Source organism: Jiella endophytica (assembly GCF_004519335.1).
Classification (GTDB): domain Bacteria; phylum Pseudomonadota; class Alphaproteobacteria; order Rhizobiales; family Rhizobiaceae; genus Jiella; species Jiella endophytica.
In genome coordinates, this window is the sequence record NZ_SOZD01000011.1 from 15,915 (window position 1) to 41,138 (window position 25,224).

20 protein-coding genes are annotated in these 25,224 nt (G+C 65.0%); 13 read left to right on the forward strand and 7 right to left on the reverse strand.

Features of this window, described 5'->3' with window-relative positions; genetic code table 11:
* Window positions 1-565 precede the first annotated feature (565 nt).
* The gene (locus tag E3C22_RS22325) at window positions 566-2,887 is read left to right on the forward strand and encodes a sensor histidine kinase (RefSeq protein WP_134764101.1); all 2,322 of its coding nucleotides are present in this window, start codon (window positions 566-568) and stop codon (window positions 2,885-2,887) included.
* A gap of 9 nt (window positions 2,888-2,896) precedes the next feature.
* Window positions 2,897-3,331 carry a response regulator gene (locus E3C22_RS22330; RefSeq protein WP_134764102.1) on the forward strand — a complete coding sequence of 145 codons (435 nt, stop codon included), beginning with the start codon at window positions 2,897-2,899 and terminating at the stop codon, window positions 3,329-3,331.
* Window positions 3,332-3,510: 179 nt separating this feature from the next.
* Here the strand turns inward: E3C22_RS22330 and E3C22_RS22335 are convergent, their stop codons facing one another.
* On the reverse strand, window positions 3,511-3,987 hold the full coding sequence (locus tag E3C22_RS22335) for a response regulator (protein WP_167591872.1): 477 nt from the start codon (window positions 3,985-3,987) through the stop codon (window positions 3,511-3,513).
* A gap of 728 nt (window positions 3,988-4,715) precedes the next feature.
* Here E3C22_RS22335 and E3C22_RS22340 point away from each other — a divergent pair.
* The 5 genes from E3C22_RS22340 to E3C22_RS22360 all read left to right on the forward strand — a co-directional run bounded on the left by E3C22_RS22340 (window position 4,716) and on the right by E3C22_RS22360 (window position 10,343).
* Complete coding sequence (locus tag E3C22_RS22340) at window positions 4,716-5,588, forward strand: response regulator (RefSeq protein WP_134764104.1); 873 nt, start codon at window positions 4,716-4,718, stop codon at window positions 5,586-5,588.
* Complete coding sequence (gene kaiB, locus E3C22_RS22345) at window positions 5,585-5,878, forward strand: circadian clock protein KaiB (RefSeq protein WP_134764105.1); 294 nt, start codon at window positions 5,585-5,587, stop codon at window positions 5,876-5,878. The genes E3C22_RS22340 and kaiB overlap by 4 nt, the downstream gene beginning before the upstream one ends.
* Window positions 5,879-5,890: 12 nt before the next feature.
* Window positions 5,891-7,423 (forward strand): circadian clock protein KaiC, encoded by a 1,533-nt coding sequence (gene kaiC, locus E3C22_RS22350; RefSeq protein WP_134764106.1) that lies wholly within the window; start codon window positions 5,891-5,893, stop codon window positions 7,421-7,423.
* 15 nt (window positions 7,424-7,438) lie between these two features.
* On the forward strand, window positions 7,439-9,289 hold the full coding sequence (locus tag E3C22_RS22355; protein WP_134764107.1) for a response regulator: 1,851 nt from the start codon (window positions 7,439-7,441) through the stop codon (window positions 9,287-9,289).
* A 583-nt stretch (window positions 9,290-9,872) separates the two neighbouring features.
* Window positions 9,873-10,343 carry a MarR family winged helix-turn-helix transcriptional regulator gene (locus tag E3C22_RS22360; protein WP_167591873.1) on the forward strand — a complete coding sequence of 157 codons (471 nt, stop codon included), beginning with the start codon at window positions 9,873-9,875 and terminating at the stop codon, window positions 10,341-10,343.
* A gap of 142 nt (window positions 10,344-10,485) precedes the next feature.
* On the opposite strand, the gene E3C22_RS22365 is transcribed toward E3C22_RS22360, so the two are convergent.
* Complete coding sequence (locus tag E3C22_RS22365) at window positions 10,486-10,878, reverse strand: response regulator (protein WP_167591874.1); 393 nt, start codon at window positions 10,876-10,878, stop codon at window positions 10,486-10,488.
* A gap of 123 nt (window positions 10,879-11,001) precedes the next feature.
* Window positions 11,002-11,634, reverse strand: coding sequence for a response regulator transcription factor (locus E3C22_RS22370; RefSeq protein WP_167591875.1), 633 nt, complete (start codon window positions 11,632-11,634; stop codon window positions 11,002-11,004).
* A 597-nt stretch (window positions 11,635-12,231) separates the two neighbouring features.
* On the opposite strand from E3C22_RS22370, the gene E3C22_RS22375 reads away from it, so the two are divergent.
* From E3C22_RS22375 to E3C22_RS22385, 3 genes are all read left to right on the forward strand, one after another.
* Window positions 12,232-14,010 carry a methyl-accepting chemotaxis protein gene (locus E3C22_RS22375; RefSeq protein WP_134764111.1) on the forward strand — a complete coding sequence of 593 codons (1,779 nt, stop codon included), beginning with the start codon at window positions 12,232-12,234 and terminating at the stop codon, window positions 14,008-14,010.
* On the forward strand, window positions 14,010-14,498 hold the full coding sequence (locus E3C22_RS22380; protein WP_134764112.1) for a chemotaxis protein CheW: 489 nt from the start codon (window positions 14,010-14,012) through the stop codon (window positions 14,496-14,498). Before E3C22_RS22375 ends, E3C22_RS22380 begins: the two co-directional genes overlap by 1 nt.
* Window positions 14,499-14,689: 191 nt before the next feature.
* On the forward strand, window positions 14,690-16,471 hold the full coding sequence (locus tag E3C22_RS22385; protein WP_134764113.1) for an SLC13 family permease: 1,782 nt from the start codon (window positions 14,690-14,692) through the stop codon (window positions 16,469-16,471).
* A 114-nt stretch (window positions 16,472-16,585) separates the two neighbouring features.
* Here E3C22_RS22385 and ppdK read toward each other — a convergent pair whose 3' ends face one another.
* From ppdK to E3C22_RS22400, 3 genes are all read right to left on the reverse strand, one after another.
* Window positions 16,586-19,246, reverse strand: a complete 2,661-nt coding sequence (gene ppdK / locus E3C22_RS22390) for a pyruvate, phosphate dikinase (protein WP_134764114.1) — start codon at window positions 19,244-19,246, stop codon at window positions 16,586-16,588.
* 218 nt (window positions 19,247-19,464) lie between these two features.
* Window positions 19,465-20,229 carry a DsbA family protein gene (locus E3C22_RS22395; protein WP_134764115.1) on the reverse strand — a complete coding sequence of 255 codons (765 nt, stop codon included), beginning with the start codon at window positions 20,227-20,229 and terminating at the stop codon, window positions 19,465-19,467.
* A gap of 138 nt (window positions 20,230-20,367) precedes the next feature.
* On the reverse strand, window positions 20,368-20,898 hold the full coding sequence (locus E3C22_RS22400) for a DUF721 domain-containing protein (protein ID WP_134764116.1): 531 nt from the start codon (window positions 20,896-20,898) through the stop codon (window positions 20,368-20,370).
* Window positions 20,899-21,115: 217 nt separating this feature from the next.
* Between E3C22_RS22400 and mutY the strand changes: the two genes are divergently transcribed.
* Complete coding sequence (gene mutY / locus E3C22_RS22405) at window positions 21,116-22,231, forward strand: A/G-specific adenine glycosylase (RefSeq protein WP_206027015.1); 1,116 nt, start codon at window positions 21,116-21,118, stop codon at window positions 22,229-22,231.
* Window positions 22,228-22,851, forward strand: a complete 624-nt coding sequence (locus tag E3C22_RS22410) for an HAD family hydrolase (protein ID WP_134764118.1) — start codon at window positions 22,228-22,230, stop codon at window positions 22,849-22,851. Before mutY ends, E3C22_RS22410 begins: the two co-directional genes overlap by 4 nt.
* 63 nt (window positions 22,852-22,914) lie before the next feature.
* Here the strand turns inward: E3C22_RS22410 and E3C22_RS22415 are convergent, their stop codons facing one another.
* Window positions 22,915-24,429, reverse strand: coding sequence for a sensor histidine kinase (locus E3C22_RS22415; RefSeq protein WP_134764119.1), 1,515 nt, complete (start codon window positions 24,427-24,429; stop codon window positions 22,915-22,917).
* 346 nt (window positions 24,430-24,775) lie between these two features.
* On the opposite strand from E3C22_RS22415, the gene E3C22_RS22420 reads away from it, so the two are divergent.
* Window positions 24,776-25,144, forward strand: coding sequence for a response regulator (locus tag E3C22_RS22420; protein WP_134764120.1), 369 nt, complete (start codon window positions 24,776-24,778; stop codon window positions 25,142-25,144).
* The last annotated feature ends 80 nt before the right edge of the window (window positions 25,145-25,224 follow it).

Below are 25,224 nucleotides of genomic sequence, written 5' to 3' on the forward strand. Positions count from 1 at the left end.
ACCTCAAGACATTACAACAGTCCGACTACCTCGTAATAAATCTGGTTTTAACATTCGATAAAAATCAAAACAACACCCGGTTTTTTATAGAATAGACGGATAAATATGAACTTATACAGGCATAATGTTCAGCGCCATGGATGATCAACTGTTTGTTCTGACTTGTGGAGGTTTGCCACGCTGGAGCATGCCGCTGGGCGATGCAGGGGCTGTCGGACGGGCCGCGGCGGGCAGCTTCCGACGGTGACCCGGCAACCGCATTCATCCATGCCGGTAGAGGTCGGCAGAATCTTCACCGAGATCGGCACCATGGTGCAAGCCGTCACAGCATTGCGCTGGCAATTGGCAGGGCCGCCAAATCGATCACCCTCCCGTATGAAATCAAAAACAATATTTCTTTTGAAGCAGGCTTGAACCCGCGAAGTATTTTCCATGTCAATCTTACAGGACAGATACGTTATGGAGGCTTGAAAGGGCGTTGATCTTGGGGAGGAGCGCGGGCCGGAACGAGGCGCCGACGGCGGTAGACGGGAAACGTCGCACCACCGAGCGGCGAAGCGGCGGCATGAGCCTTTGGGCCCGCTTCGTCATCGCCATGGCGGCGCTGATCGCCGTGACCGCTGCCGCGGTCGGCTCGCTGAGCTACAACCATCTGCGCGATCTCGTGGTGCCCCGCGAACTGGACCGGATGGCGCTGCATCTGCAGGTCACCTCCGCGCCGCTTCCAGCCATCGTCAACGCTGCCGCAGACGACGTTCTTGTCGCGGCGGCGAGCAGCGCAGCCAGGGGGGTCGTGCGGGCGGGCCACAATGGCGGGATCGATCCGGTGGACGGCGTCGCCGGCACCGTATGGCGGGAGCGCCTCGCCGCCATCTTCCTGCGCCAGATGTCGGCCGAGCCGCGCTATCTGCAGTTCAGGCTGATCGGCAACGACGACGGCGGGCGCGAGATCGTGCGCGTCGAGAGGAAGGCCGGCAAGTTGCAGATGACACCGCGGGACGAGCTCCAGCAGAAGGGCGACCGCGACTATTTCCGCCAGGCGATCACGCTTCAGGACGGTGCCATCTCGGTCTCGCCCATCGAGCTGAATGTCGAGCGCGGCGAGATCGAGGATCCGCCGCAGCCGGTCATCCGGGTCTCGACGCCGATGCTTGCGGAGGACGGCGAGCCCTTCGGCATTCTCATCATCAATGTCGACCTCGCGGCGATCTTTACCGACATGGAAGCCGAGATGGAGCCGGATCGCTCGCTCTATGTCGTCAACGCGCAGGGCGACTATCTCCTGTCGCCGGACCGGACCCACGATTTCGCCTTCCAGCGCGGCAGCGGCACCGCCCGGATCGGCGATGATTTCCCCGTCCTCGCCTCGGTGATCGCCGCGCGCCAGACGCTGGCGGAGGTGACGGAGGACAATGCGGGCGAGGCCTTCGGCGTCGTTCTGAAGCCGGTGACGCTCGCCGGGACGGGGCCGATCTTCGTTGCCGAGGCGATCCCCTACGAAACGCTCACCGCCGTCGCCGAGCGGGCGCAGCAGCCGATCCTGATCGGCGCGCTGGTCGCCACATGCGGCGCCATCGTCATCGCGCTTCTCCTCGCCCGCGGCCTGGTGCGGCCGATCCGGGAGATGACCGTGGCGGCCGAAGCGATGGAGCGGGGCGAAACGCCGATACTGCCGACCCGGGCCAGCGGCGAGATCGGCACGCTCGCCCGCGCCTTCAAGAGCATGGCGACCGAGGTGGCCGACAAGCGTGCGTCGCTGTCCAAGGCGCTCGCGGAGCAGCGGCGGATCAACGCCGAACTGCATGAGAAATCGGCCCGCGAGCGCCTGCTCGGCATGGCCGTCGACACCTCCGACGACGCCATCATCATTCACGACCTCGAAGGCCGGATCCAGACCTGGAACGAGGCCGCGACGCGCCTCTACGGCTACGGGCAGGACGAGGTGGTCGGGCAGAGGACCGAGCTGATCATCCCGCCCGACCGGCACGACGAATTCTACGACCTTCTCGAAAAGGTCCGGGCCGGGGAGCGCGTGCGGCACTTCGAGACGGTTCGCTTGACGAAGGGAGGCGAAAGGGTCGACGTCTCGCTCTCGATCTCGCCGGTGCGGGACGAAACCGGAGAGCTGATCGGCGCCTCGAAGATTGCCCGCGACATCACCGAGCGCAAGCGCGCCGATGCCGAACGGGCGACCCGCACGGAGGAATTGGCGCGCTCCAACTCCGAGCTCGAACAGTTCGCCTATATCGCCGCCCACGACCTGCAGGAGCCGTTGCGCATGGTGGCCAGTTACACCGAGCTTCTCTCCCAGCGCTACCAGGGCCAGCTGGACGAGCGGGCCGACAAGTACATCGGCTATGCCGTCGACGGCGCCAAGCGGATGAAGTTGCTGATCAACGATCTCCTGGCCTTCTCGCGGGTGAAGTCCCAGGGCCAGCCCTTCGCCGATGTCGATACGGAGGCCTTGCTGCGCTCGGTCGTCGCCTCCCTGCGCGGAGCGATCGAGGCAAGCGGCGCGCGGGTCGAGGTGAACGACATGCCGAACGTGACCGGCGACGAAGTGCAGCTCGGCCAGGTGTTCCAGAACCTCATCGGCAACGCCATCAAGTTCCATTCCGGCGAGCCACCGAATATCTATGTGCGGGCGAAGAAGCGCGACGGCGTCTGGGTGTTCTCGGTCGCCGACAACGGCATCGGCATCGACCGCAAATTCGCCGAGCGGATCTTCCAGATGTTCCAGCGCTTGCACGAGCGCGGCCGCTATGAAGGGAGCGGCATCGGCCTTGCGATCAGCAAGAAGATCGTCGAGCGTCATGGCGGCAAGATCTGGTTCGAATCCTCGCCGGGTATTGGGACCACGTTCTATTTCACCATCCCGGCAGCGTGAGGGGACGCCATGCAGGACGCGATCAAGGTGCTCCTCGTCGAGGACAATCCGGCCGACGCGGATCTGACCGTCGAGACCTTCGAAGTCAGCAAGCTGAAGATCGACCTGTCGATCGCGGTCGACGGCGTCGAGGCGCTGGCCTTTCTCAGGGACAAGTCGCGTTACGCGATCCCCGGCATGCAGCCGGACCTCATCCTCCTCGACCTCAACCTGCCGCGAAAGGGCGGCCACGAGCTTCTGGCGGATTTGAAGGCCGACGACGGGCTGCGTCACCTCCCGGTGGTGATCCTGACCTCGTCCGAAGCCGAACAGGACATCGTCGCGACCTATGCCAAGGGGGCCAATTGCTACGTGACCAAGCCGGTCGATCTCGTCGCCTTCCAGAAGATCGTCCAGGCGATCGAGGATTTCTGGTTCACCGTGGTGAGGCTGCCGACGCGCTGAAAACCTGCACCGGGTGACGCAAGAGCGCCGCACGTCCGATGGGACGCGCAGCGTACGCTCCAACTCATTCGATCACCGTATCGCGCTTTCCGAAAATCGAATCCGATATTCGGGCCGATGCTGTGGGCGGTTCAGACGGTGTCCGCGACACCCCGTTGCGACACTTTGTCGCCTGCCGGTCAGTGCGTGCGCGGCTGCGCGTCCGCCGAAGACAGGCGGATCTGGCGTTTCAGATAGTGGTCCGCGAGGCGGACGGGCGCATCACCGGCGGGTCGCCGCCCCCGGGTCGCCGCCTCGAGCGCGTCCATCAGCTGCGCCGGGGTGAAGGGCTTGTGGAGCGAGGCGGAAGCTCCGAGTTTGACCGCCATCTGGAGGAAATCGACGCTGCCATCGCTTCCCGGCGGCACCGCCTGGCCGGAAATCGCGATGATCGGCAAATTCGGAAAGTCGTTGCGCATCAGCTGGATCGTCGCGATCCCGTCGAGATCCGGCATGAAGATGTCGATCACGATGGCGTCGAAGTGATGCTCGCGCAGGAGCTCCAGCGCCTGGCAGCCGCCCTCCGCCGAGCGACTGAGATAGCCGCGCGCCTTGAGGATGGCCTCGATGGCGCGGCGGACGTCGGCCCTGTCGTCAACGATGAGTATGCGCGGCATATGCCCTCCTCGAGTGGCGGCGGTTCGAGTATTCGCCCGAAAGGCGCAAAGCTTTCCGGGCATGCGCCAAGTCTATCCCATACGCATTTCCCGCCTGGCACTGCGGGCCGGGATGCTCCGGCTCTCCAATCCAACTGCACGATCGATAAAAGTTCAAAGTCGATCGGCGGACGATGCGGCGGTGCACTCGCATACGCTCGAAACAATGTCCGGTCGGCCCCTCCGCGCCCGGATTATCCTTTGTGGCGTCGCCGCTTCTCGGCGGGGAGCCGCTCCCAGGGTGGCAACGGACGCCGGAACCGCCGGCCTGACTGCCGGATCGTGGGAGGACGCATACGGCGACGTTTCACGCAACCGACGCCATCGCATCGACAGAATCGATGTTAACAGAATCTCAATAAAATACAATATTGCTGAGAATATAATCTTTCTCAATCTCTATAACCATAATTTTGTCTTACATTTTTCACAGTTCACACCTGACGATATATTCTCGGGCATGGTGCACCGCACAATCTATCGGCCTCATCTCACCGACACTTGAAATCTGATTGTTCGCATTACGAATTTAGTGGCGCCCTTACGGGAAATAGAAGTCGCCGGAATTGTTGGAAATTCTTTTGTGCATTGCTGCTCATCTGACATTGTGCGAAGGTGACTTCCAGCGTTAGATTGCGTCGCAGCGACAGGCGCGCAACCGTGGCATCCGACCGGTGAATGGGAGGCCGATGGGACAAGAAGACAAGAAACTGTCGCAGCTGACCGAAGCAACGGCCCTGCAGACACGCGTCCTGCTTCTCGTCGAAGACAATCTTGCCGATGCCGAACTCGTCCGCGAGATGCTCGACTCGGGGGATAATGACGCCAACTACGACGTCCAGCACGTGTCGATGCTGTCAGAAGCCAGGGAGTTGCTGACCTCCGGCCGGGTGGACGTCATTCTCCTCGATCTGCGGCTGCCCGATGCGATCGGCGTCGAGGCGGTAAAGACCGTCCAGTCGCTTTCGGAGGAAACGCCGATCATCGTCCTGACCGGGATGGAGGACGAGGCCCTCGCGCTGCAATGCATCGACGCCGGCGCGCAGGACTATCTCAGCAAGGACGAGCTGAAGCCCCGGCTGCTGCGGCGGACCATCGGCTACGCCGTGGCGCGGCTGCGCGAGGCCCAGCTTCGCGAGATGCAGTCGCTGCTCAGCCGCTACCGCGCCCTTTCCTCGTCCGGCTCGCGGACCAGCGTGACGGCCAGCGTCGCCGGCGTCGGTTCGATGCGCGACAGGGACCCGATGATGTTCGAGCGCCTCGTCGTGGACTATGGTGATCTACTGGAGAAATACATCGAACAACTCACATATAAGAAAGACCGGCCGAACGATCTGATGGGCCGCATCTCCAGCGCCATCGGCGATGCCGGCGGCGGCCCGCGCGACCTGCTGGATGTCCACGTCGCGTCGCTCGAGCTGGCGGTTCAGGGCGTCACCATGGAGCGCGGCCGTGCGATCGTGTTGGAGGGGCGCCTGCTGGCGCTGGAAATGATGGGGTTGCTCGTCGACTATTACCGAACCGGGAACAGACGCTGCTTCACCCTCGGAGATCCGACATGACCTACCGGCTGCGCCTCTTCATTACCGGACGGACGCCGCATTCGATCCGGGCGCTCGAGAACCTCCAGGAGATCTGCGAGACGGAGCTGAGCGGCCGCTACGAGGTGGAGATCATCGACGTCCTCGAAAATCCCGCCATCGCCAATGTCGACAAGATCCTCGCCACGCCCACCCTGGTGCGCAAGCTGCCCGAGCCGGTGCGCAAGATCATCGGCGACCTCAGCGACCGCGAGAAGGTTCTTCTCGGCCTCGACATCTACAATTCCGACTTTGAGCGGACTTCGAACTGAGCAGGAAGTGCAATGTCAGAACAGACCGCCTGGGAGATCGCACGACTGGAGACCGGCATTCCTGGTTTCGATCAGGTGTCCAATGGCGGTCTACCGAAGAACCGAACGTCGGTCGTCGCCGGTACCGCCGGCAGCGGCAAGACTGTCCTGGCGCTGCAATTCCTCATGTCCGGGGTTCGCAACTATGACGAGGGCGGCGTCTTCGTCACTTTCGAGGAAAGCCCGGAAGACCTCATTTACAATGTCAAATCGTTCGGATGGGATCTCGACGGACTCCTCAGGCGCAAGAAGATCGCCGTTGTCGACGCAACGCCCGATCCCGGCGAAATCAATGTCGAGGCAGGCAGCTTCGATCTCACCGCGCTGCTGGCGCGGATCGAGAACGGCGTGCGCGAGGTCAACGCCAAGCGGGTGATCCTCGATGCGATCGGCGCCCTCTTCCCCCAGTTCACCGATTCCAGCACCGTCCGGCGCGAGTTGCACCGGATCGCCGCCGGCCTCAGGAAGCTCGGTGTCACCACGCTGATCACCATGGAGCGGCTGGACGAGGAAGGTGGCGTCGGCCGTTTCGGCGTCGAGGAATTCGTCGCCGACAACGTCATCATCCTGCGCAACCGGCTCGACCAGGAAAAGCGCCGGCGCACGATCGAGATCCTGAAGTTCCGCGGCTGCATGCACCAGAAAGGCGAATATACCTTCACGGTCGACGCCTCCGAAGGCATCAGCATCCTGCCGCTGTCGGCCATCGAGCTGAAGCAGAGTTCCTCCGACAAGCGCGTCTCCTCCGGCGTCGAAGAGCTCGACCGGATGTGCAGTGGCGGCATGTATCGCGACTCGATCATCCTCGTCAGCGGCGCCACCGGCACCGGCAAGACGCTGACCGTCACCCACTACGTCAAGGCGGCGATCGAGGCCGGCGAGCGGGCGCTGCTGTTCGGCTCGGAGGAAAGCCGCGAACAGCTCACGCGCAACGCCCGCTCCTGGGGCGTCGACTTCGAGGGCGCCGAAAAGGCCGGGCTGCTGCGCATTGTCTGCCGCTACCCCGAGATCATGGGCCTCGAGGACCATCTGTTGCAGATGCGCCGGGACATCGGGGACTTCAAACCCTCGCGCATCGCCGTCGACAGCATGTCCGCCTTCGAGCTTGCCGGCTCGCGGCGTTCCTTCCGCGAATTCGTCATCGGCCTCACCAGCCACATCAAGCATCTCGAGATCACCGGGCTGATCACCAACACGACGCCGATGCTGATGGGCGGCGAATCGATCACCGAAACCCACATTTCGACGATCACCGATACGATCATCCTGTTGCGCTACGTCGAGCTGCACGGCGAGATGCGCCGCGGCCTGGCGATCCTGAAGATGCGCGGCACCCAGCACGAGAAGGACATCCGCGAATACGTCATCGACGGCACCGGCATGCATATCAGGGAACCGTTCCGCGGCATCCATGGCATTCTCACCGGAACGCCGACCTACATGTTCTCTCGCGAGCGGGACAATCTGAGCGACATGTTCAGCGCCGGTCCGCGCCCCACCATCTGAGGCTCGCGCCGCGCGATGGCCGAGCTCTATCGCCTGCTTCTGGTCGAGGACAATCCCGGCGACGCCGAACTCGCTCGCGATTGGATCGCCGGCATCCTCGACATGAAGATCGACGTCGAGAATGTCGTCACGCTGCGCAATGCGATCACGGCGCTGTCGGATGGCGCCTTCGACGGCATCATCCTCGATCTGAACCTGCCGGACAGCACCGGCGCGGCGACCCTCGACAACCTCGTCCCGGCCTGCCCAAACACGCCGATCGTCATCTTTGCCGGATCAAACACGGCGCTTGACCTTACCGCGTTGAACCACGGCGCCGGCGTGCTGGAGATCGTGGCGAAAGACGACAACCCGGACGTCCTTCTCACTCAGAGCGTCCGCTCGATGCTGAAGCATGCGAGCGCCGAGCGCCATCACGATCAGTTCCGCAGCCTGGTGACGGTGATGCCCGACGCCGTGGTGGTGACCAACCGCGCCGGGGTCGTCCAGTTTCTCAATCCGGCGGCCAAGTCACTTCTCGGCAAGAGCGAGGACGACTTCCTCGGCGAGATCATCAACTTTGCCGTCGCCTCCGACCGCCCCTCCGACCTCGACATCTTGAGGACTGGCGGGCGCCGCTCGGTGGAGCTGCGCGTCGCCGAATGCACCTGGGACTACCGCCCTGCCCTTCTCGCCACCATGCGCGACGTCACCGAGGAGCGGCAGTTGTCGGAGCGGCTGCGCCAGACCCAGAAAATGGAGGCGCTCGGGCTTTTGGCGGGCGGCGTCGCCCATGACATCAACAACCTGCTTCTCGTCGTCATGCTCTATGCCGACATGATCCGCAGCGCCGAGGCTCCGGCTCTCTTCGCCAACGAGGCCGGGGAGATCGTCGATGCCGTCGAGCGGGCCCAGGCCCTGACTCGCCAGCTGCTCACCTTCTCCCGCCGCCAGCCGATCGAGCGAAAAGTGATCAGCATCGCCGACATCGTCGTCGGCATCCACTCGATGCTGCGCCGCCTGATGCCGGTGGAGATCGAGATCACCTCGCTGATCGACGACGACGTGTGGTCCACCATCGGCGACACCAACCAGATCGAGCAGGTGCTGATGAACCTCGCGGTGAACGCCCGGGACGCGATGCCGGACGGCGGACGCTTCACCATCGGCCTCGAGAACCGGACCCTCGCCGAGACCACCGACGGCGCGTCCCCCGGCGACTATCTCTGCCTGACGGTCACCGACGAGGGGTCGGGAATCGCCGATGCCGACCGCGAGCGGATCTTCGAGCCCTTCTTCACCACCAAGCCGCGCGGCCAGGGCACCGGCCTCGGGCTGGCGACGTCCTACGCCATCGTCGCCCAAATGGGCGGCCATATCCTCCTCGACACGACGGTCGGCGCCGGCACCACCTTCACCATCCTCCTGCCCCGCGCGGAGAAGGCGACGGGTGCAGAGACCGACACCGCCATGCCGGCGAACCGGCTCGGGGGCCACGAGACCGTGCTCGTGGTGGACGATGACCAGGCCGTCGCGCGGGCCGCCCGCCACATCCTCGAGGTCAACGGCTATGCGGTTCACGCCGCGGCCAATGGCGCCGAGGCCCAGAATCTCCTCGACAAGGGCGAGCTTAGCGTCGACCTCGTCCTCAGCGACGTCGTCATGCCGCTCGTCGGCGGTCCGGAACTCGGCCGCTACGTCATCGAGCGCTTTCCCGACCTGCCGGTCGTCTTCATGACCGGCTACAGCGACCACCCGATCACCCGCCAGGATGGCGAGAGCACGATCGAGGGCTGCCCGGTGCTTTTGAAACCCTTCCGTCCGCAGGCGCTTCTGTCGCTGGTGCGCAGCGTCCTCGACGACCGCGGGGCTCAGGGCCGGGCCTGATCGGCCGGCCGGATTTCCCCGCATTCCGCGACATCCCCACCCGTTCTCTGTGACTTGGAAGTCGGCGATCCGACACGATATCGCGTTTACCGTGCTCATAGACCGGCGATCGGGAAACGACCGCGCAACCGCGCCGCCGAATTGGCGCGCCGATGGGCATTCTGCGCGGCTTTCCTGCCCCAGAATTTCATCACAGATGCGTGAAGAGTGGTGCGACAACTTGCCGGATTCACTGCATCTTCTGAGCGTGCGAGGACCGGCGCCTTAGCCACCGTAACGGCAGTTTCTTCGTGCGACCATATGGCGCATATGATTTCTAAAACTGAATCAAGATCAGATTCTTAGATCGTTTGCTACTTCTGCCTATATTCATCGCGGTCATCGCGTCTCAACACAGAAATATCCTAAGATTTTGATAGTATCGTTTGCGTCATATCGGCGTATGCGATCGTCCGTCGTAGCTGCATTAGGTATATCTGCATATTCCTTCTGACGAATTCCGCGTGGCAACTTCAAGACGCAGTCAAGCAAAGCGGCCCTGATTCTCAATCGGGCTGAAACGGGAAGGAACAGGAGTGACATGATGTCTAACGGGAACTTCGCCTATCCGACGAGTTTCATCCTGGCGGATGTGGCGAGATTGATGCGGGTCGAGCTCGACCGATGCGTGACCGAACTCGGGCTCAACCTCAGTGCCGGTGATATTCGTGCGCTGATGAACATCGTTCGCTTCGATGGCATCCGGCAATGCGACATCGCCAAGACGATGAACGTCGAGCCGATGACCATCTCGGCCTATCTCGACAGGCTGGAGAAGAACAATCTCGTGCGCCGGCAGCTCGATCCGACCGATCGGCGGGCGAGGATCGTCTGCGTCTCCGACGAGGCCCGGGCCGTGATCGACCGGATCCTGCCGCTTCTCGACGTCGTCTACGAACGGGCGATGAACGGTGTCGATCCGCAGGAGCGGGAATCCACCGAGTCGGCGCTGGAGACGGCGTGGTCGAACCTCAGCATGCGGCGTGTCAAGGAAGCCCCCATCTTTGCGAGCTAGTGGCCCGATTCCGGCATCTGCTTTGCGCCAGACAACTGCCGCAAGCAGATGCCGGATCGCCGGATCTTTGGCGATCTTCCAGCTCTTTCCAGACCTTTCGGATTGGCCGCGCAAGCGGCCGCAACGGTGCCTCAGGGCCTCCTCAGCCGGGTGCCGCAGCCACCAGAGCGGCGATCCTCGTCGCCAGTTCATCGCCATCGACCGGCTTTTCCAGCACGAATTCGCAATGTTCCATGATCGGCTCGAGCTCGTCGATCTCGGCCCGGCCGGACATCAGGATCGCCGGCGTCGCGACGCCGCGGCCGCGCAATTCGACGAGGAGGTCCTGGCCGAGCCCGTCAAGCAGCTGAACGTCGAACAGAAGTATGCCGGGATGCCCATCCAGCCTGGCGTTGCGCGTTTCGCTCAGCGAGGAGAAGGTCTGGACCTTGGCACCATGCAGCTCGAGAATCGTCGCAAGCGCATCGCAGACCGCCTCGTCGTCATCGAGGAGATAGATGTGGACGGCGTTCAGGATTTTGGCGGCGTTCGCCATCTTGGCACGCTCGCTTTGGTGTGACGCGGCCATCGTCATCGCTCACCCCGCCGCGATCAATACGTAGATACAACTAGGAAATTTTCCGGGCCGCGGGGAAGTTTCTGCAATCGCTAAAGTAATTCAGCCCTCATCCGGCTCGTAATTCGCCTGATAGGCAAGTCCAACCAGCTCGACCAGGTTCTGTGCATTCACCTTGCGCATGATGTTGGTGCGGTGAATCTCCACCGTCCGGCGAGAAATGCCGAGATTGTGGGCGATCACCTTGCTCGGGGCGCCGGCCGCGACCTGCGCGAGGATCTCCCGCTCGCGCTGCGACAGCGTCGCGAGGCGCTCGGCGGCGCGTCTGCGTTGAAGGGTCCGCTCGCGAATGGTTTCCGCCCGGGTGATCGCGTTTTCGACCGCGGTGACCAGCACGTCGTCGTCGAAGGGCTTCTCGATGAAGTCTTCGGCGCCGAGCTTCAGCGCCTCGACGGCCGCGCGGACCTCGCCGAATGCGGTGATGACGATGACCGGGAAATCCACTTCCCGTTCGCTGAGATGGCGCTGCAGTTCGACGCCGGTCATTCCCGGCAGCCGCAGGTCGACGACGAGGCAGTCGAGTTCGGCCGAACCCGAGGCCCTGAGGAATTCGCTTTCGAGAAAATGCTGCGGCTTGGAGAAGGCGTGGACCGCAAAGCCGTTCGCCTCGAACAGCGCGGTCAGTGACTCGCGGACTGCCAGATCGTCGTCGATGACCCCGAGAACCCGTTCCATCGATCTTCCTCCATGGCACTGCGAGACTCTCATCCCTTGCGGGAGAAATCTTGGTGTCCGCCCGGAAAGTCCGAGACGCCGGACCGTCTCGCCCCGACGTCGCCGCGTCGAAGGCTCGCTTGCCGCAGCCCGGAACTCTCCTCCCGTCGCCCGACCCGGCCGGATCGCCGACATGTCTCAACTAGCACATGCGCGAGAGAAAAGTACGCGTCACTTGGTAGCGGCACCTATCTCCGCCGCGCTCACCTGGCATGAAAATATCTTGTTCGCGAGACGCGGACTCAACTGTAAAGGGCTGATACGCCCGGGCCAGATGCCGCGACGCCGGCGGGCGACATGCAAATACTACTTAAAGTAAAACGACACTAAACTTTGATGACGTATAAAGTTCGAACAAAACCCGTTTACAATTAGTAGCTTAAACGCGCTTTGGCCGTTGTTTTTGCACAAAATTAATTTCTGCCTCCTATATTTTGGGTATAGATCAACTTCAATGATGAAAAAGAGGCCCTCGCGTCAACGCGTCCTGGAGGTCGACAGAGGTCGGCGATCCATCGCGAAACGCGAGCAGCCAATCGTGACCGCGGAGGAAATTCGATGTTTGGTCAGAATGCATCTGCAGCGATCCTGAATGCCCTGGACAAATCCCTTGCCGTCATCGAGTTCAAGCCCGACGGAACGATCATCACCGCCAACCGGAACTTCTGCGCGGCGATGGGCTACGAGCTCGCCGAGATCGCCGGCAGGCACCACTCGATCTTCGTGGAGCCGAGCGAGGCGAAGAGTGCCGAATATCGTGAGTTCTGGGAAAAGCTCGGCCGAGGCGAGTTCGACGCGAGGCAGTACAAGCGGCTCGGCAAGGGCGGCAAAGAGATCTGGATCGAAGCCTCCTATAACCCGGTCTTCTCCGGCCAGAGGGTGATCAAGGTCGTCAAGGTCGCGACGGACATCACTGCCGCCAAGCTTGAAGCCGCCGAAAACGCCGGTAAGATCGAAGCGATTTCCCGCGCCCAGGCCGTCATCGAATTCAAGCCCGACGGTACGATCCTCACCGCCAACGAGAATTTCTGCACCGCGCTCGGCTACAGCCTCGACGAGATCAAGGGGCGCCATCACTCGATGTTCGTCGAGCCGGCCGAGGCCGAGAGCTCCGGCTATCGCGAGTTCTGGGAAAAGCTCGGTCGCGGCGAATTCGTCACCGACGAGTTCAAGCGCGTCGGCAAGGGCGGCAGGGAGATCTACATCCAGGCATCCTACAACCCGCTCTTCGACATGGATGGCAACGTCGTCAAGGTGGTGAAATTCGCCACCGACGTCACCGGCCGGGTCCATGCGGTCCAGGCGATCGCGTCCGGTCTCGGACAGCTCGCAGACGGCGATGTCGACCAGCAGATCGACGAGCCCTTCATCCCCTCCCTCGAGAAGCTGCGCACCGACTTCAACGCGACAGTCGCGGTGCTCCGTGACACGTTGACCACGGTCAGCGAGACCGCCGCGACGATCTCCGTCGCCACCGAGGAGATCCGCGTCGCCTCCGACGATCTCGCCCGCCGCACCGAGCAGCAGGCGGCGTCGGTCGAAGAGACCTCGGCGGCGCTCGGCGAACTGACCGACACCGTTCGCGCCTCGGCGGCGCGGGCCGAAGAGGCCGGAACCCTCGTTGCCCGGACCAAGAGCAGCGCCGAGACATCCGGCGAAGTCGTCCGGCGCGCGGTCACGGCGATGGGCGAAATCGAGGCGTCCTCCGACCAGATCTCGCAGATCATCGGCGTCATCGACGAGATCGCCTTCCAGACCAATCTTCTCGCCCTCAATGCAGGGGTCGAGGCGGCACGCGCCGGCGAGGCCGGCAAGGGCTTCGCCGTCGTCGCCCAGGAAGTGCGGGCTCTGGCCCAGCGCTCTGCCGAGGCGGCGAAGGAGATCAAGGGCCTGATCCAGAAGTCGACCTCGCAGGTCGAAGAGGGCGTGTCGCTGGTCGGGGAGACCGGCAAGGCCCTGCAGGCGATCGTCGCCGAGGTGCAGGTCATCGATGAGAATGTCCGCGCCATCGTCGAGGCGGCCCGCAACCAGTCGACCGGTCTTGCCGAAATCAACAAGGCGGTCGGTTCGATCGACGACGGCACCCAGCAGAATGCCACCATGGTCGAGGAATCCACTGCGGCCTGCCACAATCTCGCTGCCCAGACCCAGGAACTCGACGCCCTCATCGGCAGGTTCTCGATCGCCAGAGGGCGCCAGTCCCGCCACGACAGGCATGCCGGTCACGCGAATTTCTCGCAATCGTCCCCGGCACGTAAACTACAAAGCAACCTGAAGCAGGTATATTCCGCCAATGGCAACGCTGCCATCTCGCAGAACAACTGGGAAAATTTCTGATGCTGCCGCAATCCCTCGACAAATTCAGCACCGATCTCGGCGATAGCGTCATCGAGATCATCGCCTTCGAAATCGGCGGTCAGCAGTTCTGCGTCCGCACCACTGCCGTCCGCGAGATCCGCGGCTGGAGCAAGTCGACCCCCCTGCCCGGTTCGCCGCACGAGATCATGGGCATGATGAACCTGCGCGGCTCGATCATCCCGATCGTCAACATGGCGACCAAGCTCGGCATGCCGCCCTCGGAGCCGGACGCGCGCAGCGCCGTCATCGTCGCCGAGGTGCAGAACCAGGTGATCGGGCTGCTCGTCGACCGCGTCGCCGACATCCTCACGGTCGAGTCGAGCGTCGTCCAGCCGACCCCGGAAATGCGCGGCAGCTTCACCGGCGGCCACGTCACTGGCGTGCTCGCCACCGGCCAGGGCATGATCTGCTTCCTCGATCTCGACCGGATGTTCGCCGGCTTCTCGATCGAAGAAGAAGCCGCCTGAGGCAAACCGCAGTCCCAACCTCCAGCCGGCGTGACGCGCAGCCCGCGTTACGCCGGTTTTTTGCGTTTCCGGTCAATGCATTGAGCCGGCATGGCCGACCGACCTCCGGCCGCTGATTTTCGTCAGAACCCCATCTTGCCGAAACGCGCGACGACAACAGCTTTGTGCCGTCTCGTCTCGAACGGTTGGCCATGGCCGAATTCCTTTCCGATCACTCCGCCCTCGTCGGGCTGGGCATCATCACACTCGTCTTCATCGCCTTCGTCCTCGAGCGCTATCCGCCCGAGGTCGTCGCATGCGGCGGCGCCATCGCCTTCCTGCTCTGTGGCTATCTGGATCCCAAGGAACTCGGGTCGGTGTTCTCCAACCCGGCGCCGATCACCATCGCGGCGATGTTCGTCCTCTCCGGCACGCTGATCCGCACCGGGGTGCTGGATGCCGCGGCGACATGGTTGGTCAGCCGCGCCACCCAGCGCCCGGCCGTGGCGCTGACGGCAACGGCGGCGGGGGTGATCTTCGCCTCGGCCTTCATCAACAACACCCCCGTCGTCATCGTTCTGATCCCGATCGCCGTGGAAATCGCCCGCACGCTCAAGGTCGCCGAGACCAAGCTCCTGATGCCGCTGTCATTCGTGACGATCCTCGGCGGTACCTGTTCGATGATCGGCACCTCGACCAACCTCCTCGTCGACGGCGTCGCCCGGGGCCAGGGTCTGGAGCCCTTCTCGATCTTCGAGATCACCCCGGTCGGTCTTGTCACCGCGGCGGTGGGGCTCGCCTATCTCGGCCTGGTCGGCTGGCGGCTGCTGCCGTCGCGCGACAGCGCCGGCGCCAAGCTTTCGGAAAACGACGAGGATTCCTACTTCACCGAGATCGTCGTCAGGGAGGGCGCCAACGCCATCGGCAAGCCGCTCGGCGAGGTGAATTCCCTGTCGTCACGCGGCATCCGGCCGGTGGCGCTGCGCCGCGGCACCGAGACCTTGCGCCGCGACATCGATGCGATCGTCCTGCAGAAGGCCGACCGTATCGTGATGTTCGCGAGCCCCGAAGAGATCCTGACGCTGCATGCCAGCGACGGCTTCCGCATCGCCCGGTCGCTGCCCGCCCGCCCGGGCGAGGAGCGCGTCGTCGTCGAAGCGACGGTGGCGCCGCACCGGCGGGGCATCGGCCGCGGCGTCTGGGAACTAACCGGCCTCTCCGGATCCGGCACCGCCGTCCTCGGCGTGATGCGCCATCGCCACGTGCCCGGCCCGAGCCTCGGCGAGACCCGGCTCCGCCCCGCCGACCGGCTGCTGCTCGAGGGATCGGCGGATTCGATCGCGGCGATCTCCGAGGCGAACGATCTCGTCGGCGTCAATATCAGCCGCGCCAGACGCTTTCGCCGCGAGAAGGCGCCGCTTGCCCTCGCCGCCCTTGCCGCCGTGGTGCTGATTTCCGCCTTCGGCCTCACCAACATCCAGACCGCCGCCTTCGTCGCCATCGCCGCGATCCTGCTTCTCAGGGTCATCGACGCCGACGAGGCCTGGCGCCAGATCCGCGGCGATCTCCTGATCCTGATCTTCGCCATGCTGGCGATCGGCAGCGGCATGGAGGGGGCAGGAACGGCGCAGATGATCGTCGACGCAGTCACGCCGCTGATCGAGAACGCCCCGCACATCGTCGTCCTGCTGGCGGTCTATGCGATCTCCTCGCTGCTCACCGAGATCGTCACCAACAACGCCGTCGCGGTGATCGTCACGCCGATCGCCATCGCGCTCGGCACCAAGCTCGGGGTCGATCCGCGCAGCCTGGTCGTCGCGGTGATGTTCGGCGCCTCGGCCTCCTTCGCGACGCCGATCGGCTACCAGACCAACACGCTGGTCTATGCCGCCGGCAACTACCGGTTCCTGGATTTCGTCAAGGTCGGCCTGCCGATGAACATCATCGTCGGCATCGCGACGACGATCGCGATCTATTTCTATTATCCGGCGTGAAGGTCCCATCGAGTGCGATGAGAAGAGCTTCGCTCATTCTCCCCGCGCTCTTTGTCCGACTTCGCATGATCTGTTCGAAAAACCAGTCCCCGATTTTCGGGATCATGCTCTCCGTCAGCGCCGTCCCCTGCCCCGGTCGGAGCGGCTGAGGCGGATCGCCGACTGGGCGGCGGCGAGCCGGGCGATCGGCACGCGGAAGGGCGAGCAGGAGACGTAGTCGAGACCGGTCTCCTCGAAGAAGGCGATCGAGGCGGGGTCGCCGCCCTGCTCGCCGCAGACCCCGAGCGAGATGTCCGGCCTCGTGCGCCGCGCCTTTTCGCATGCGAGGGCGATCAGCTCGCCGACGCCCTCGACGTCGACGGTCTGGAAGGGATCGCGCTCCAGGATGCCCTGACGCATGTAGGTCGACAGGAAGGTCGCCGCGTCGTCGCGGGAAATGCCGTAGACGGTCTGGGTGAGGTCGTTGGTGCCGAAGGAGAAGAACTCCGCCGCCTCGGCGATGGTGTCGGCGCGCACCACGGCGCGGGGCAGCTCGATCATCGTGCCGACGAGATAGTCGATCCGCCGGGCTCGCTCCTCCATCACCTGGGCGGCCACCATGTCGATGCGCGCCTTCAGAAAGTCGAGCTCGCGGCGCAGGCTGACCAGCGGCACCATGATCTCCGGCACGACCGCCGCGCCGGCCCGTTCGCCGGCCTCGATCGCCGCCTCGAAGATCGCCCGCGCCTGGATCTCGGCGATTTCCGGATAGGAGATGGCGAGCCGGCAGCCGCGATGGCCGAGCATCGGGTTGAATTCCTCGAGCGCGGCGATCCGGTGGCGCACCACCGCCTCGTCGACGGCGAGCATCAGTGCCGTCTCGGCGATCTCGCTCTCGCTCTTCGGCAGAAATTCGTGCAGTGGCGGGTCGAGCAGGCGGATCGTCACCGGCAGGCCCGCCATGATCTCGAACAGCTCGATGAAGTCGGAGCGCTGGATCGGCAGCAGCTTGTCGAGCGCCCGGCGGCGGCCGACCTCGTCGGTGGCGAGGATCATCTCGCGCATCGCCTGGATCCGGTCGCCCTCGTAGAACATGTGCTCGGTGCGGCAAAGGCCGATGCCCTCGGCGCCGAAGCTGCGGGCGGCGCGCGCTTCCGGCGGCGTGTCGGCATTCGCCCGCACCCGCATCCGCCGGGAGGAATCGGCAAAGCCCATCAGCGTGGCGAAGTCGCCGGAAAGGCTCGGCCGGATCAGCTTGACGGTGCCGACGATGACCTCGCCGGAGGAGCCGTCGATGGTGATCCGGTCGCCTTCCTGCAGCACCTTGTCGCCGGCATGGAGGGTGCCGCGCGCGGCATTGATCCGAAGCGAGCCGGCGCCGGTGACGCAGGGCTTGCCGATGCCGCGCGCCACCACCGCCGCGTGGCTGGTGGTGCCGCCGCGAATGGTGAGGACACCGTCGGCGACATGCATGCCGTGGATGTCTTCGGGATGCGTCTCGTTGCGCACCAGGATCACCGCGCGATCCTCGCCGGCGAGCGCCTGGGCCCGCTCGGCGGTAAAGGCGATCGCCCCGCTGGCGGCGCCCGGCGAGGCGCCCATCCCCCTGGCGAGCACCGTCAGCTCGCCGTTGCGGTCGATCGTCGGGTGCAGCAGGAGGTCGAGCGAAGCAGGATCGATCCTGAGGATCGCCTCCTGCTGCTCGATGATCGCGTCGCTGACGAGTTCCACCGCGACGCGCACCGCCTCGGCGGCGCTGCGGCGGGCCGGCCGGTACTGCATCAGGAAGAGCGCGCCGTCGCCGACCATGAAGTCGACCTCGACGGCGTCGCGCACATGCGCCTCGATCCGCTTCACATGCCCGGCAAGCTCGGTGAAGACGGTGGCGAAAGGCGCCGTGCCGTCGTCGACCAGGCGGGACAGGTCGATCGCTTCCGGCACCTCGTCGAAGGCCTCGATCCGGCCGCCGAGCGAGAACTCGCCGGTCAGCCTCGCCTCGCCGGTGGCAAGGTCCCGGGACGCGGCGCGGCCGCGGCCGGACTTCTGGTTCCGCTCGTTGAAGATCATGCCGTGGACGGTGATCGCCAGACCGGCATTTTCGGGGATCGCCTTCAACAGCCGGTGCGACGCGGCGACGGGGCTGCGCCAGCTGGCGAAGATCGCCTGAATGACTTCCACCAGCTGCTGCAGCGGCGTCTGCGGCACCACGGCGCCGAGCTCGCGCTCCAGGAAGTCGTGGTAGCGCGCGATCAGCATCCGCCATTCGGTGACGTTGCGCGGCTCGACCGCCCAGCCGACGCGTTCGCGCTCGCGGTCGCAGAGATCCTCGAATTCGGTGAGATCGGCATCGAAGACCAGCGCCGCATAGCTCTCGATGAAGCGGCGGTAGCTGCGATAGGCAAAGTCGCTGTCGCTGAGCTCGGCCGCGACGATGTCCACCGTGCGGTCGGTCAGTCCGACATCGAGGACGCTCTCCGCAAGCCCCGGCATCGGCGTCGCGGCGCTGGTGCGCACGGCGAGCAGCAGCGGCCGCTGGTCACCGCCGAAACGGCGGCTGGTCACCGATTCCAGCCACTCGACCGCGGATCTGAGATCGGCCTTCAGCGTCTGGGGAAGATCGCCCCCGGCGCCCTTGGTTTCCCGCCAGGCGTGAGTGGCGATGGTGAAGCCCGGCGGCACCGGGGCGTCGAGCGACGCCAGAAGCGCCAGATTCGCACCTTTCAGGCCGAGCGCCGCGACGGCGTCGGCGGTTTTCTCGGCATCGCCCTGCCTGAAGGTGAATATCCGCTTTGGCATTCTCTGCCGAACCGTGCTCCCGCCTGGTCATGAGCGCGCCAGGACCGCACCCCAAGGTCTAGAGCAAAATTGCCGGCTCGCCAATTGCTGCATTGCAAAAACGCTTAATCCGGCACCAGCGCCGCCTATTCCGCGAGCACTGCGGGCTGCGGACATGAAAAAAGGCCGAGGCGTCCTGCCCCGGCCTTCGCAAACCCAGCCGCATAAACGGGATCAGGTCACATGTGCTGCTTGATCACCGCGGCCATCTGCGCCGGCTCGAGTGCGCCGGCATATTTGTCGCCGTTGACGAAGAAGGTCGGGGTGGCGCTGACGCCGAAGTCGTTCTCGCCGCGCTGCTGCACTGCGACCACCTTCTTCTGCAGTTCCTTGTCGTTGAGACAGGCGCGGAACTGCTCCTCCGACATGCCGGCGAGGCGGGAGATCTTCAAAAGCTCGGCGGAGGCCTGGTTGGAATAGGCCCATTGCGGCTGCTGGTCGAACAGAACGTCGACCATGGCGGTGCGCTTGGCGTCGTCGCCGGCGCAGCGGGCCAGCATGAAGGCGGCGAGAGCGCGCGGATCGAAGGGGAACTCCCGGATGATCAGCTTGGCCTTGCCGGTATCGATGAAGTCCTTCTTGATCGCCGGATAGGTGACCTGATGGAAGTCCCGGCAGTGGGAGCAGGTCAGCGAAGCGTATTCGACGATGGTGACGGGGGCGTCCTTGTCGCCGATGACGACGTCGGGGAGTTCCTCGGCGGCCATCAGCTTCTCGACGTCGACCTTGCCTTCGGCATCGGGCACCTTGACGTCGGCCGCTTCGCTCGACGCGCCGTCGGTCGAGGTCGCCTGGGCGAGCAGCATCGGCCGGGCGGCATCGTCGGCACGGGCCGCGACCGTCGACCAGCCCCCCAGCGCCAGCGCGCCCGCAAGCGCGGCGGCTACCCCGAAGCGCCGCACGAGCGGGCTTTCGGCTTCGATTTTCGCAGACTGAACACTCATGGACGAAATCTCTCCTGCTTGCCGTTGCCGGCGTCCCAGTCGGGGTCTACGGGACATCATGGCATTTTTAAAGGCGACTGCCCGCAATGCGGGCAGTGCTGACGGGCTTTTGTTCGCCGCTTGAAGGCGACGCTCCGTTCAGCGGCGCGGCAGCCGGCTGAGGGTCGATTCGGCAAAGGCCGCAAGCGCGGCCTTCAGCTTCGGATCCTCGATGCGCTCGACCATTGCGGCGATCCTCGCCTTTTCCTCGGCCGCGACGGGCCGGGTCTTCGGCCGCAGGTCGCGCTTCGGCACGGCGACCGGCTTCTGGACGAAGCGGACCTTGGCGACGGCGTAGAAGCCGAAGAAGGCGTTGACCCGCGACAGGATCTCGCTCGTCTGGTGCTGCAGGCGCAGCGCCGCCTTCGGCTCGGCCGCGACGACCAGCGTCGCCGGTTCGAAGGGCTCGCCATTCGCCCGGTCCTTCGGCCATTGCAGCTTTTCCGGCCGTGTCGTCTCGGCGAGACGTTCGCCGACGATGCCGGACCATGCCGCGACGAGTCCCGTCGTCATGCCGGCCTTGCGCCGCAGGATCGGGTCGATGACGTCGCCGGTCAGCTCGGCGAGCGGCTGCGCCCACCGTCGCCGCCGTCCGGCCTGCCGGCCGGGCCCGTGATTGTCCTCCGCCATGACGTCCTGCGTGCGTTGCTGCGCCAGAGAGACAACGCATAGCGCGGTGAGGCCCGCCGCAGCAACCGGCCGGCGATCCCGGCCTGTCGCCGCAGCCGGGATGACGCTCCGCCACCGTTGCCAATCTCCCGCCGTCATGCCACGAGACCGCTTCGACCCGGCCCTCTCCGGAGGGACGAAACGCTCCCGATGCCCGCCGCCGAGGCCGCCTTCCTTCATGACGACGATCGACCCGACGGCGTTTTCGACCGCGCTCCTTGCCTGGTACGACGTCCATCACCGGACGCTGCCCTGGCGCGTGTCGCCCCGCGAGCGGGCAGCCGGCCTGCGGGCCGACCCCTACCGGGTCTGGCTGTCCGAGATTATGCTGCAGCAGACGACGGTCGCGGCGGTCAAAGCCTATTTCGAGAAGTTCACGCTGCGCTGGCCGCGCGTCGAGGATCTCGCCGCAGCGCCGGATACGGCCGTCCTCGCCGAATGGGCCGGCCTTGGCTACTACGCCCGCGCCCGCAATCTCCACGCCTGCGCGAGGATGGTGGCGGGCGAGTATTCCGGCCGGTTTCCCGAAACCGCCGCGGCATTGAAGGCGCTGCCAGGGATCGGCGACTACACGTCGGCGGCGATCGCCGCGATCGCCTTCGACGAGCCGGCCGCCGTCGTCGACGGCAATGTCGAGCGGGTGACGAGCCGCCTTGAGGCGATCGAGGCGCCGTTGCCGGGGGCGAAGCCGCTGATCCGGGCGGTCGTCGAGCAGCTGACGCCGACCGAACGGCCCGGCGACTTCGCCCAGGCCATGATGGATCTCGGCGCGACGATCTGCACGCCGACGAAACCCGCCTGCGTGCTCTGCCCGGTCCGCCCCTTCTGCACCGCGTCACGGGCCGGCGAGGCCGAGCGCTATCCGGTGAAGCAGAAGAAGAAGGCGGTGCCCGAGCGCCGCGGCGCGGCCTTCGTGGCGGTGCGCGGCGACGGCGCGGTGTTCCTGCGCAGGCGCCCCGGCACCGGCATGCTCGGCGGCATGAGCGAACCGCCGACGACAAGCTGGTCGGCCCGCAGCGACGGCGCATTGGGCGCGGCCGCCGCGCCCTTCCCGGCCGAGTGGCGACGCGTCGGCGAGATCGAGCACGGCTTTACCCATTTCCGCCTCGTCCTTGAAGTCTGGCGCGCCGACGGCGAACAACGCCCCGGCATCGAGGGATGGTGGTCGCAGCCGCAGGAGATCGCCGGCGAGGCGTTGCCGACCGTCATGCGCAAGGTGCTGAAGGCTGCGAAGATCGTCGCCCCGGCACCCCGGAACAGTCAGTCCACAGAGACGAGGAAGACCGCCCGATGACCGCCAACACACCGCAGCATGTCGTCTTCGACATCGGCAGGGTGCTGATCCACTACGATCCCCACATCCCGTTTCGCGACATCATTCCCGACGACGCGGAGCGGGACTTCTTCCTCGGCGAGGTCTGCTCCCACGAGTGGAATCTCGAGCAGGATCGGGGCCGCAGCTGGGCCGATGCGGAAGCCGAGGCGATCGCCCGGCATCCGGACCGCGCCGAACAGATCCGGGCGTTCCGCCGCAACTGGCATCGCATGGTGCCGCATGCCTATGAGGAGAGCGTCGCCATCATGCTCGGCCTCATCGATGCGGGCGTCGACGTCACGCTGCTCACCAATTTCGCCTCCGACACCTTCCGCGAGGCGCAGCAGCGCTTCGCCTTCCTGACGGTGCCGCGCGGCGTGACGGTGTCGGGCGAGATCGGCCAGATCAAGCCGGACAGGGCGATCTACGACACCCATGTCGGAAGCTTCGGCCTCGATCCGGCCAGGACGCTGTTCATCGACGACGCGGAAAAGAACGTCGAGGGCGCCCGGGCCGCCGGCTGGCAGGCGGTGCATTTCACCTCTCCGCAAGCTCTCGCCGCTTCGTTGAAGGAACTCGGGCTGCCGGTCGCATCCTGACCCCGGCTGCGACAGCGCCATCGGCGCGGTCGCATCGGAGTATCCGTCGACGCTTCCTCGCAGCTACCTAGCGATCGCCCGCAGCGGGATCTTCGCCCGAAGGTCGAGGCCCGTCGGCAGCCAGTTCAGCATCAGTTCGCCCTCGAGCTGGGTCTCGACGCAAAGGGCGATCAGCTGCGAGCCGAAACCCGGCCTGGGCGGCGGTCCCTCGGGATCCGGGCCGCCGGTCTCGACCCAGGCGAGATCGAGCGTCTCGCCATCCATCGTCCAGCCGACCGACAGCCGGCCGCCGGGCTCGGACAGCGCGCCATATTTGCTGGCATTGGTGGTCAGCTCGTGGACGAGCAGCGCGACATGCGTCGTCGAATTGACGCCGAGGCGAAGCGCCGGACCCTCGATGGCGAGGTTTTCGATCCCCGGCTTGCGGTAGGGCTCGACCAGCATCGTGACGAGATCGGCGAGGAAGATGTCCTGATAGTTCGCGCCGTCGTCGTCGCTCATCGCCGGCCGGATCAGGTCATGGGCCCGCGACAGCGAAATCAGCCGGCCCTGCAGCGCCCGCGCCATCTCGGCCGGATCGGTGGCGCCTCTGGCCGTCATCGAGATCATGCCGCGCACGATGGCAAAGAGGTTCTTGATCCGGTGATGCAGTTCCCGGGTCAGCAGCTGGCGCGATTCCTGCGCCCTGTGGCGGGCCGTCACGTCGCGAAAGAACAGCGACAGCTCCCCGCCCTGCGAAGCCGCCCGCGCCTCGATCCAGCGGCCGAGGGACGGGCAGAAGATCTCCGCCTCGCGCGCCTCGCCGGTGGCGAAGGCGTCCTCGACCAGCGCGTTGAACGCAACGCCCTCGGCGTTCGGGAGAACGTCCCGGACATGCCGGCCGACCAGACCCTCGCCGAGCATCCCGCCGGCGCTGCGATTGGCGTAGTTGACGGTCAGATCGCGGCCGATGCTCAAGACGCCGTCGGCAGTGCTTTCGAGAACCAGCGCCAGGCGGGCCCGATCGGCATCGGCCTTTTCCTGCAGCCGGCGGCGGCGCTCGGCCTCGATGCGCAGGCGCACCTCGCTCTCGACCCCGGCAGCGATCGCCCGCAGCGTCTCGACGTCGTCGCCCGACCATTGCCGCGGCTCGCCGTCGATGGCGCAGAATGAGCCGAGGACATGGCCGTCCGGCGCGACGATCGGCACGCCGAGATAGGCGATCACGTTGAGATCCTGGATCGCGGCATTCTCGGCGACGAGCGGATGCATGCGCGCGTCGGCGATCGCCAGCACCTCGCCGGACCGGACCACATGCTGGCAGAAGGAATGGCTGAGCGGCGTTTCCCGGCGTTCCGAATAGGGCGAGGGAAGGCCCTCTGCCGCCTTGAAGAACTGGCGGTTCTCGTCGACCAGGGAGAGCAGCGCGACCTTCGTTCCGAGAAGCTTCGTCGCAAGGCGGACCCCGCGGTCGAAGATCTCTTCGGCCTCGCTGTCGAGAAGACCGCTGTCGTCAAGGACTTTCAGCCGGCCCCGATCCCCGACGCGATCAACGTCACTGTCGAGGCTCTCCGCTCCCGGGCCGGGCCAGTTACTCATACTTTCGTACCATACGTTACACGGAGCGTGACGAAAGCTGCGGCAAATTGGACGCTATCACTCACTTGGTACATCTAGATAGAATTGCTTATATCTTCTCGCCATGCCGAATCTTACTCTATGACAGCCGGAGACTGCCTGGCCGACAGGGTGAGCCCTAGGTATGGAGATTTTCGCAACAGGCAATGACCGGCCGGACATGATGCGAAACATATGCTAGCCCATCGCAGCCGATGAATCCCGCTATCTGGAAAATGTCCTTGTCCACAATGCACCGACGCGATCTGCGGATCGGCCGCGATGCCCGGCCGGTGGCCATGAAACTGGCCACGGGAGCCGGGCATTGATGGCGCGGATCCTGGTCGTCGAGGATGAAGCGATGCTGTTGATGCTGGCGTCGATCGTGCTGGAGGATCGCGGCTTCGAGGTGCTCTCGGCCGCCAACGGCCTGAAGGGGCTGGAGGTCGCCCGCCGCGAGGCCGTCGACATCATCGTCACCGACTTCATGATGCCGGAACTCGACGGCATCACCATGCTCTCGGTGCTGCGCGAGGAAGGCTACGCGGCGCCGGCGATCGTCACCACCGCGATCCCGCAGAACCAGCTGCCGCGCCGCGGCCAGGCGCTCTATCATCTCTACGTGCCGAAGCCCTACAACGAGGAAATCCTCGCCGAATCGGTCGGCGAGATGCTGGGGCGAAACCCCGTCGGCTGAGACCGCCCTCCTCGTCCGCGCTCCTCGCGGCCATCCCCCTCGCCTCGACCTTCGACGAGCCCGCCGGCTATAGTGGCGTT

Bases quoted from the DNA above. Each gene is read 5' to 3' on its own strand.
- E3C22_RS22325 (WP_134764101.1), top strand. From the start codon at position 566: ATGAGCCTTTGGGCCCGCTTCGTCATCGCCATGGCGGCGCTGATCGCC.
- E3C22_RS22330 (WP_134764102.1), top strand. From the start codon at position 2,897: ATGCAGGACGCGATCAAGGTGCTCCTCGTCGAGGACAATCCGGCCGAC.
- E3C22_RS22335 (WP_167591872.1), bottom strand. From the start codon at position 3,987: ATGCCGCGCATACTCATCGTTGACGACAGGGCCGACGTCCGCCGCGCC.
- E3C22_RS22340 (WP_134764104.1), top strand. From the start codon at position 4,716: ATGGGACAAGAAGACAAGAAACTGTCGCAGCTGACCGAAGCAACGGCC.
- kaiB (WP_134764105.1), top strand. From the start codon at position 5,585: ATGACCTACCGGCTGCGCCTCTTCATTACCGGACGGACGCCGCATTCG.
- kaiC (WP_134764106.1), top strand. From the start codon at position 5,891: ATGTCAGAACAGACCGCCTGGGAGATCGCACGACTGGAGACCGGCATT.
- E3C22_RS22355 (WP_134764107.1), top strand. From the start codon at position 7,439: ATGGCCGAGCTCTATCGCCTGCTTCTGGTCGAGGACAATCCCGGCGAC.
- E3C22_RS22360 (WP_167591873.1), top strand. From the start codon at position 9,873: ATGTCTAACGGGAACTTCGCCTATCCGACGAGTTTCATCCTGGCGGAT.
- E3C22_RS22365 (WP_167591874.1), bottom strand. From the start codon at position 10,878: ATGGCGAACGCCGCCAAAATCCTGAACGCCGTCCACATCTATCTCCTC.
- E3C22_RS22370 (WP_167591875.1), bottom strand. From the start codon at position 11,634: ATGGAACGGGTTCTCGGGGTCATCGACGACGATCTGGCAGTCCGCGAG.
- E3C22_RS22375 (WP_134764111.1), top strand. From the start codon at position 12,232: ATGTTTGGTCAGAATGCATCTGCAGCGATCCTGAATGCCCTGGACAAA.
- E3C22_RS22380 (WP_134764112.1), top strand. From the start codon at position 14,010: ATGCTGCCGCAATCCCTCGACAAATTCAGCACCGATCTCGGCGATAGC.
- E3C22_RS22385 (WP_134764113.1), top strand. From the start codon at position 14,690: ATGGCCGAATTCCTTTCCGATCACTCCGCCCTCGTCGGGCTGGGCATC.
- ppdK (WP_134764114.1), bottom strand. From the start codon at position 19,246: ATGCCAAAGCGGATATTCACCTTCAGGCAGGGCGATGCCGAGAAAACC.
- E3C22_RS22395 (WP_134764115.1), bottom strand. From the start codon at position 20,229: ATGAGTGTTCAGTCTGCGAAAATCGAAGCCGAAAGCCCGCTCGTGCGG.
- E3C22_RS22400 (WP_134764116.1), bottom strand. From the start codon at position 20,898: ATGGCGGAGGACAATCACGGGCCCGGCCGGCAGGCCGGACGGCGGCGA.
- mutY (WP_206027015.1), top strand. From the start codon at position 21,116: ATGACGACGATCGACCCGACGGCGTTTTCGACCGCGCTCCTTGCCTGG.
- E3C22_RS22410 (WP_134764118.1), top strand. From the start codon at position 22,228: ATGACCGCCAACACACCGCAGCATGTCGTCTTCGACATCGGCAGGGTG.
- E3C22_RS22415 (WP_134764119.1), bottom strand. From the start codon at position 24,429: ATGAGTAACTGGCCCGGCCCGGGAGCGGAGAGCCTCGACAGTGACGTT.
- E3C22_RS22420 (WP_134764120.1), top strand. From the start codon at position 24,776: ATGGCGCGGATCCTGGTCGTCGAGGATGAAGCGATGCTGTTGATGCTG.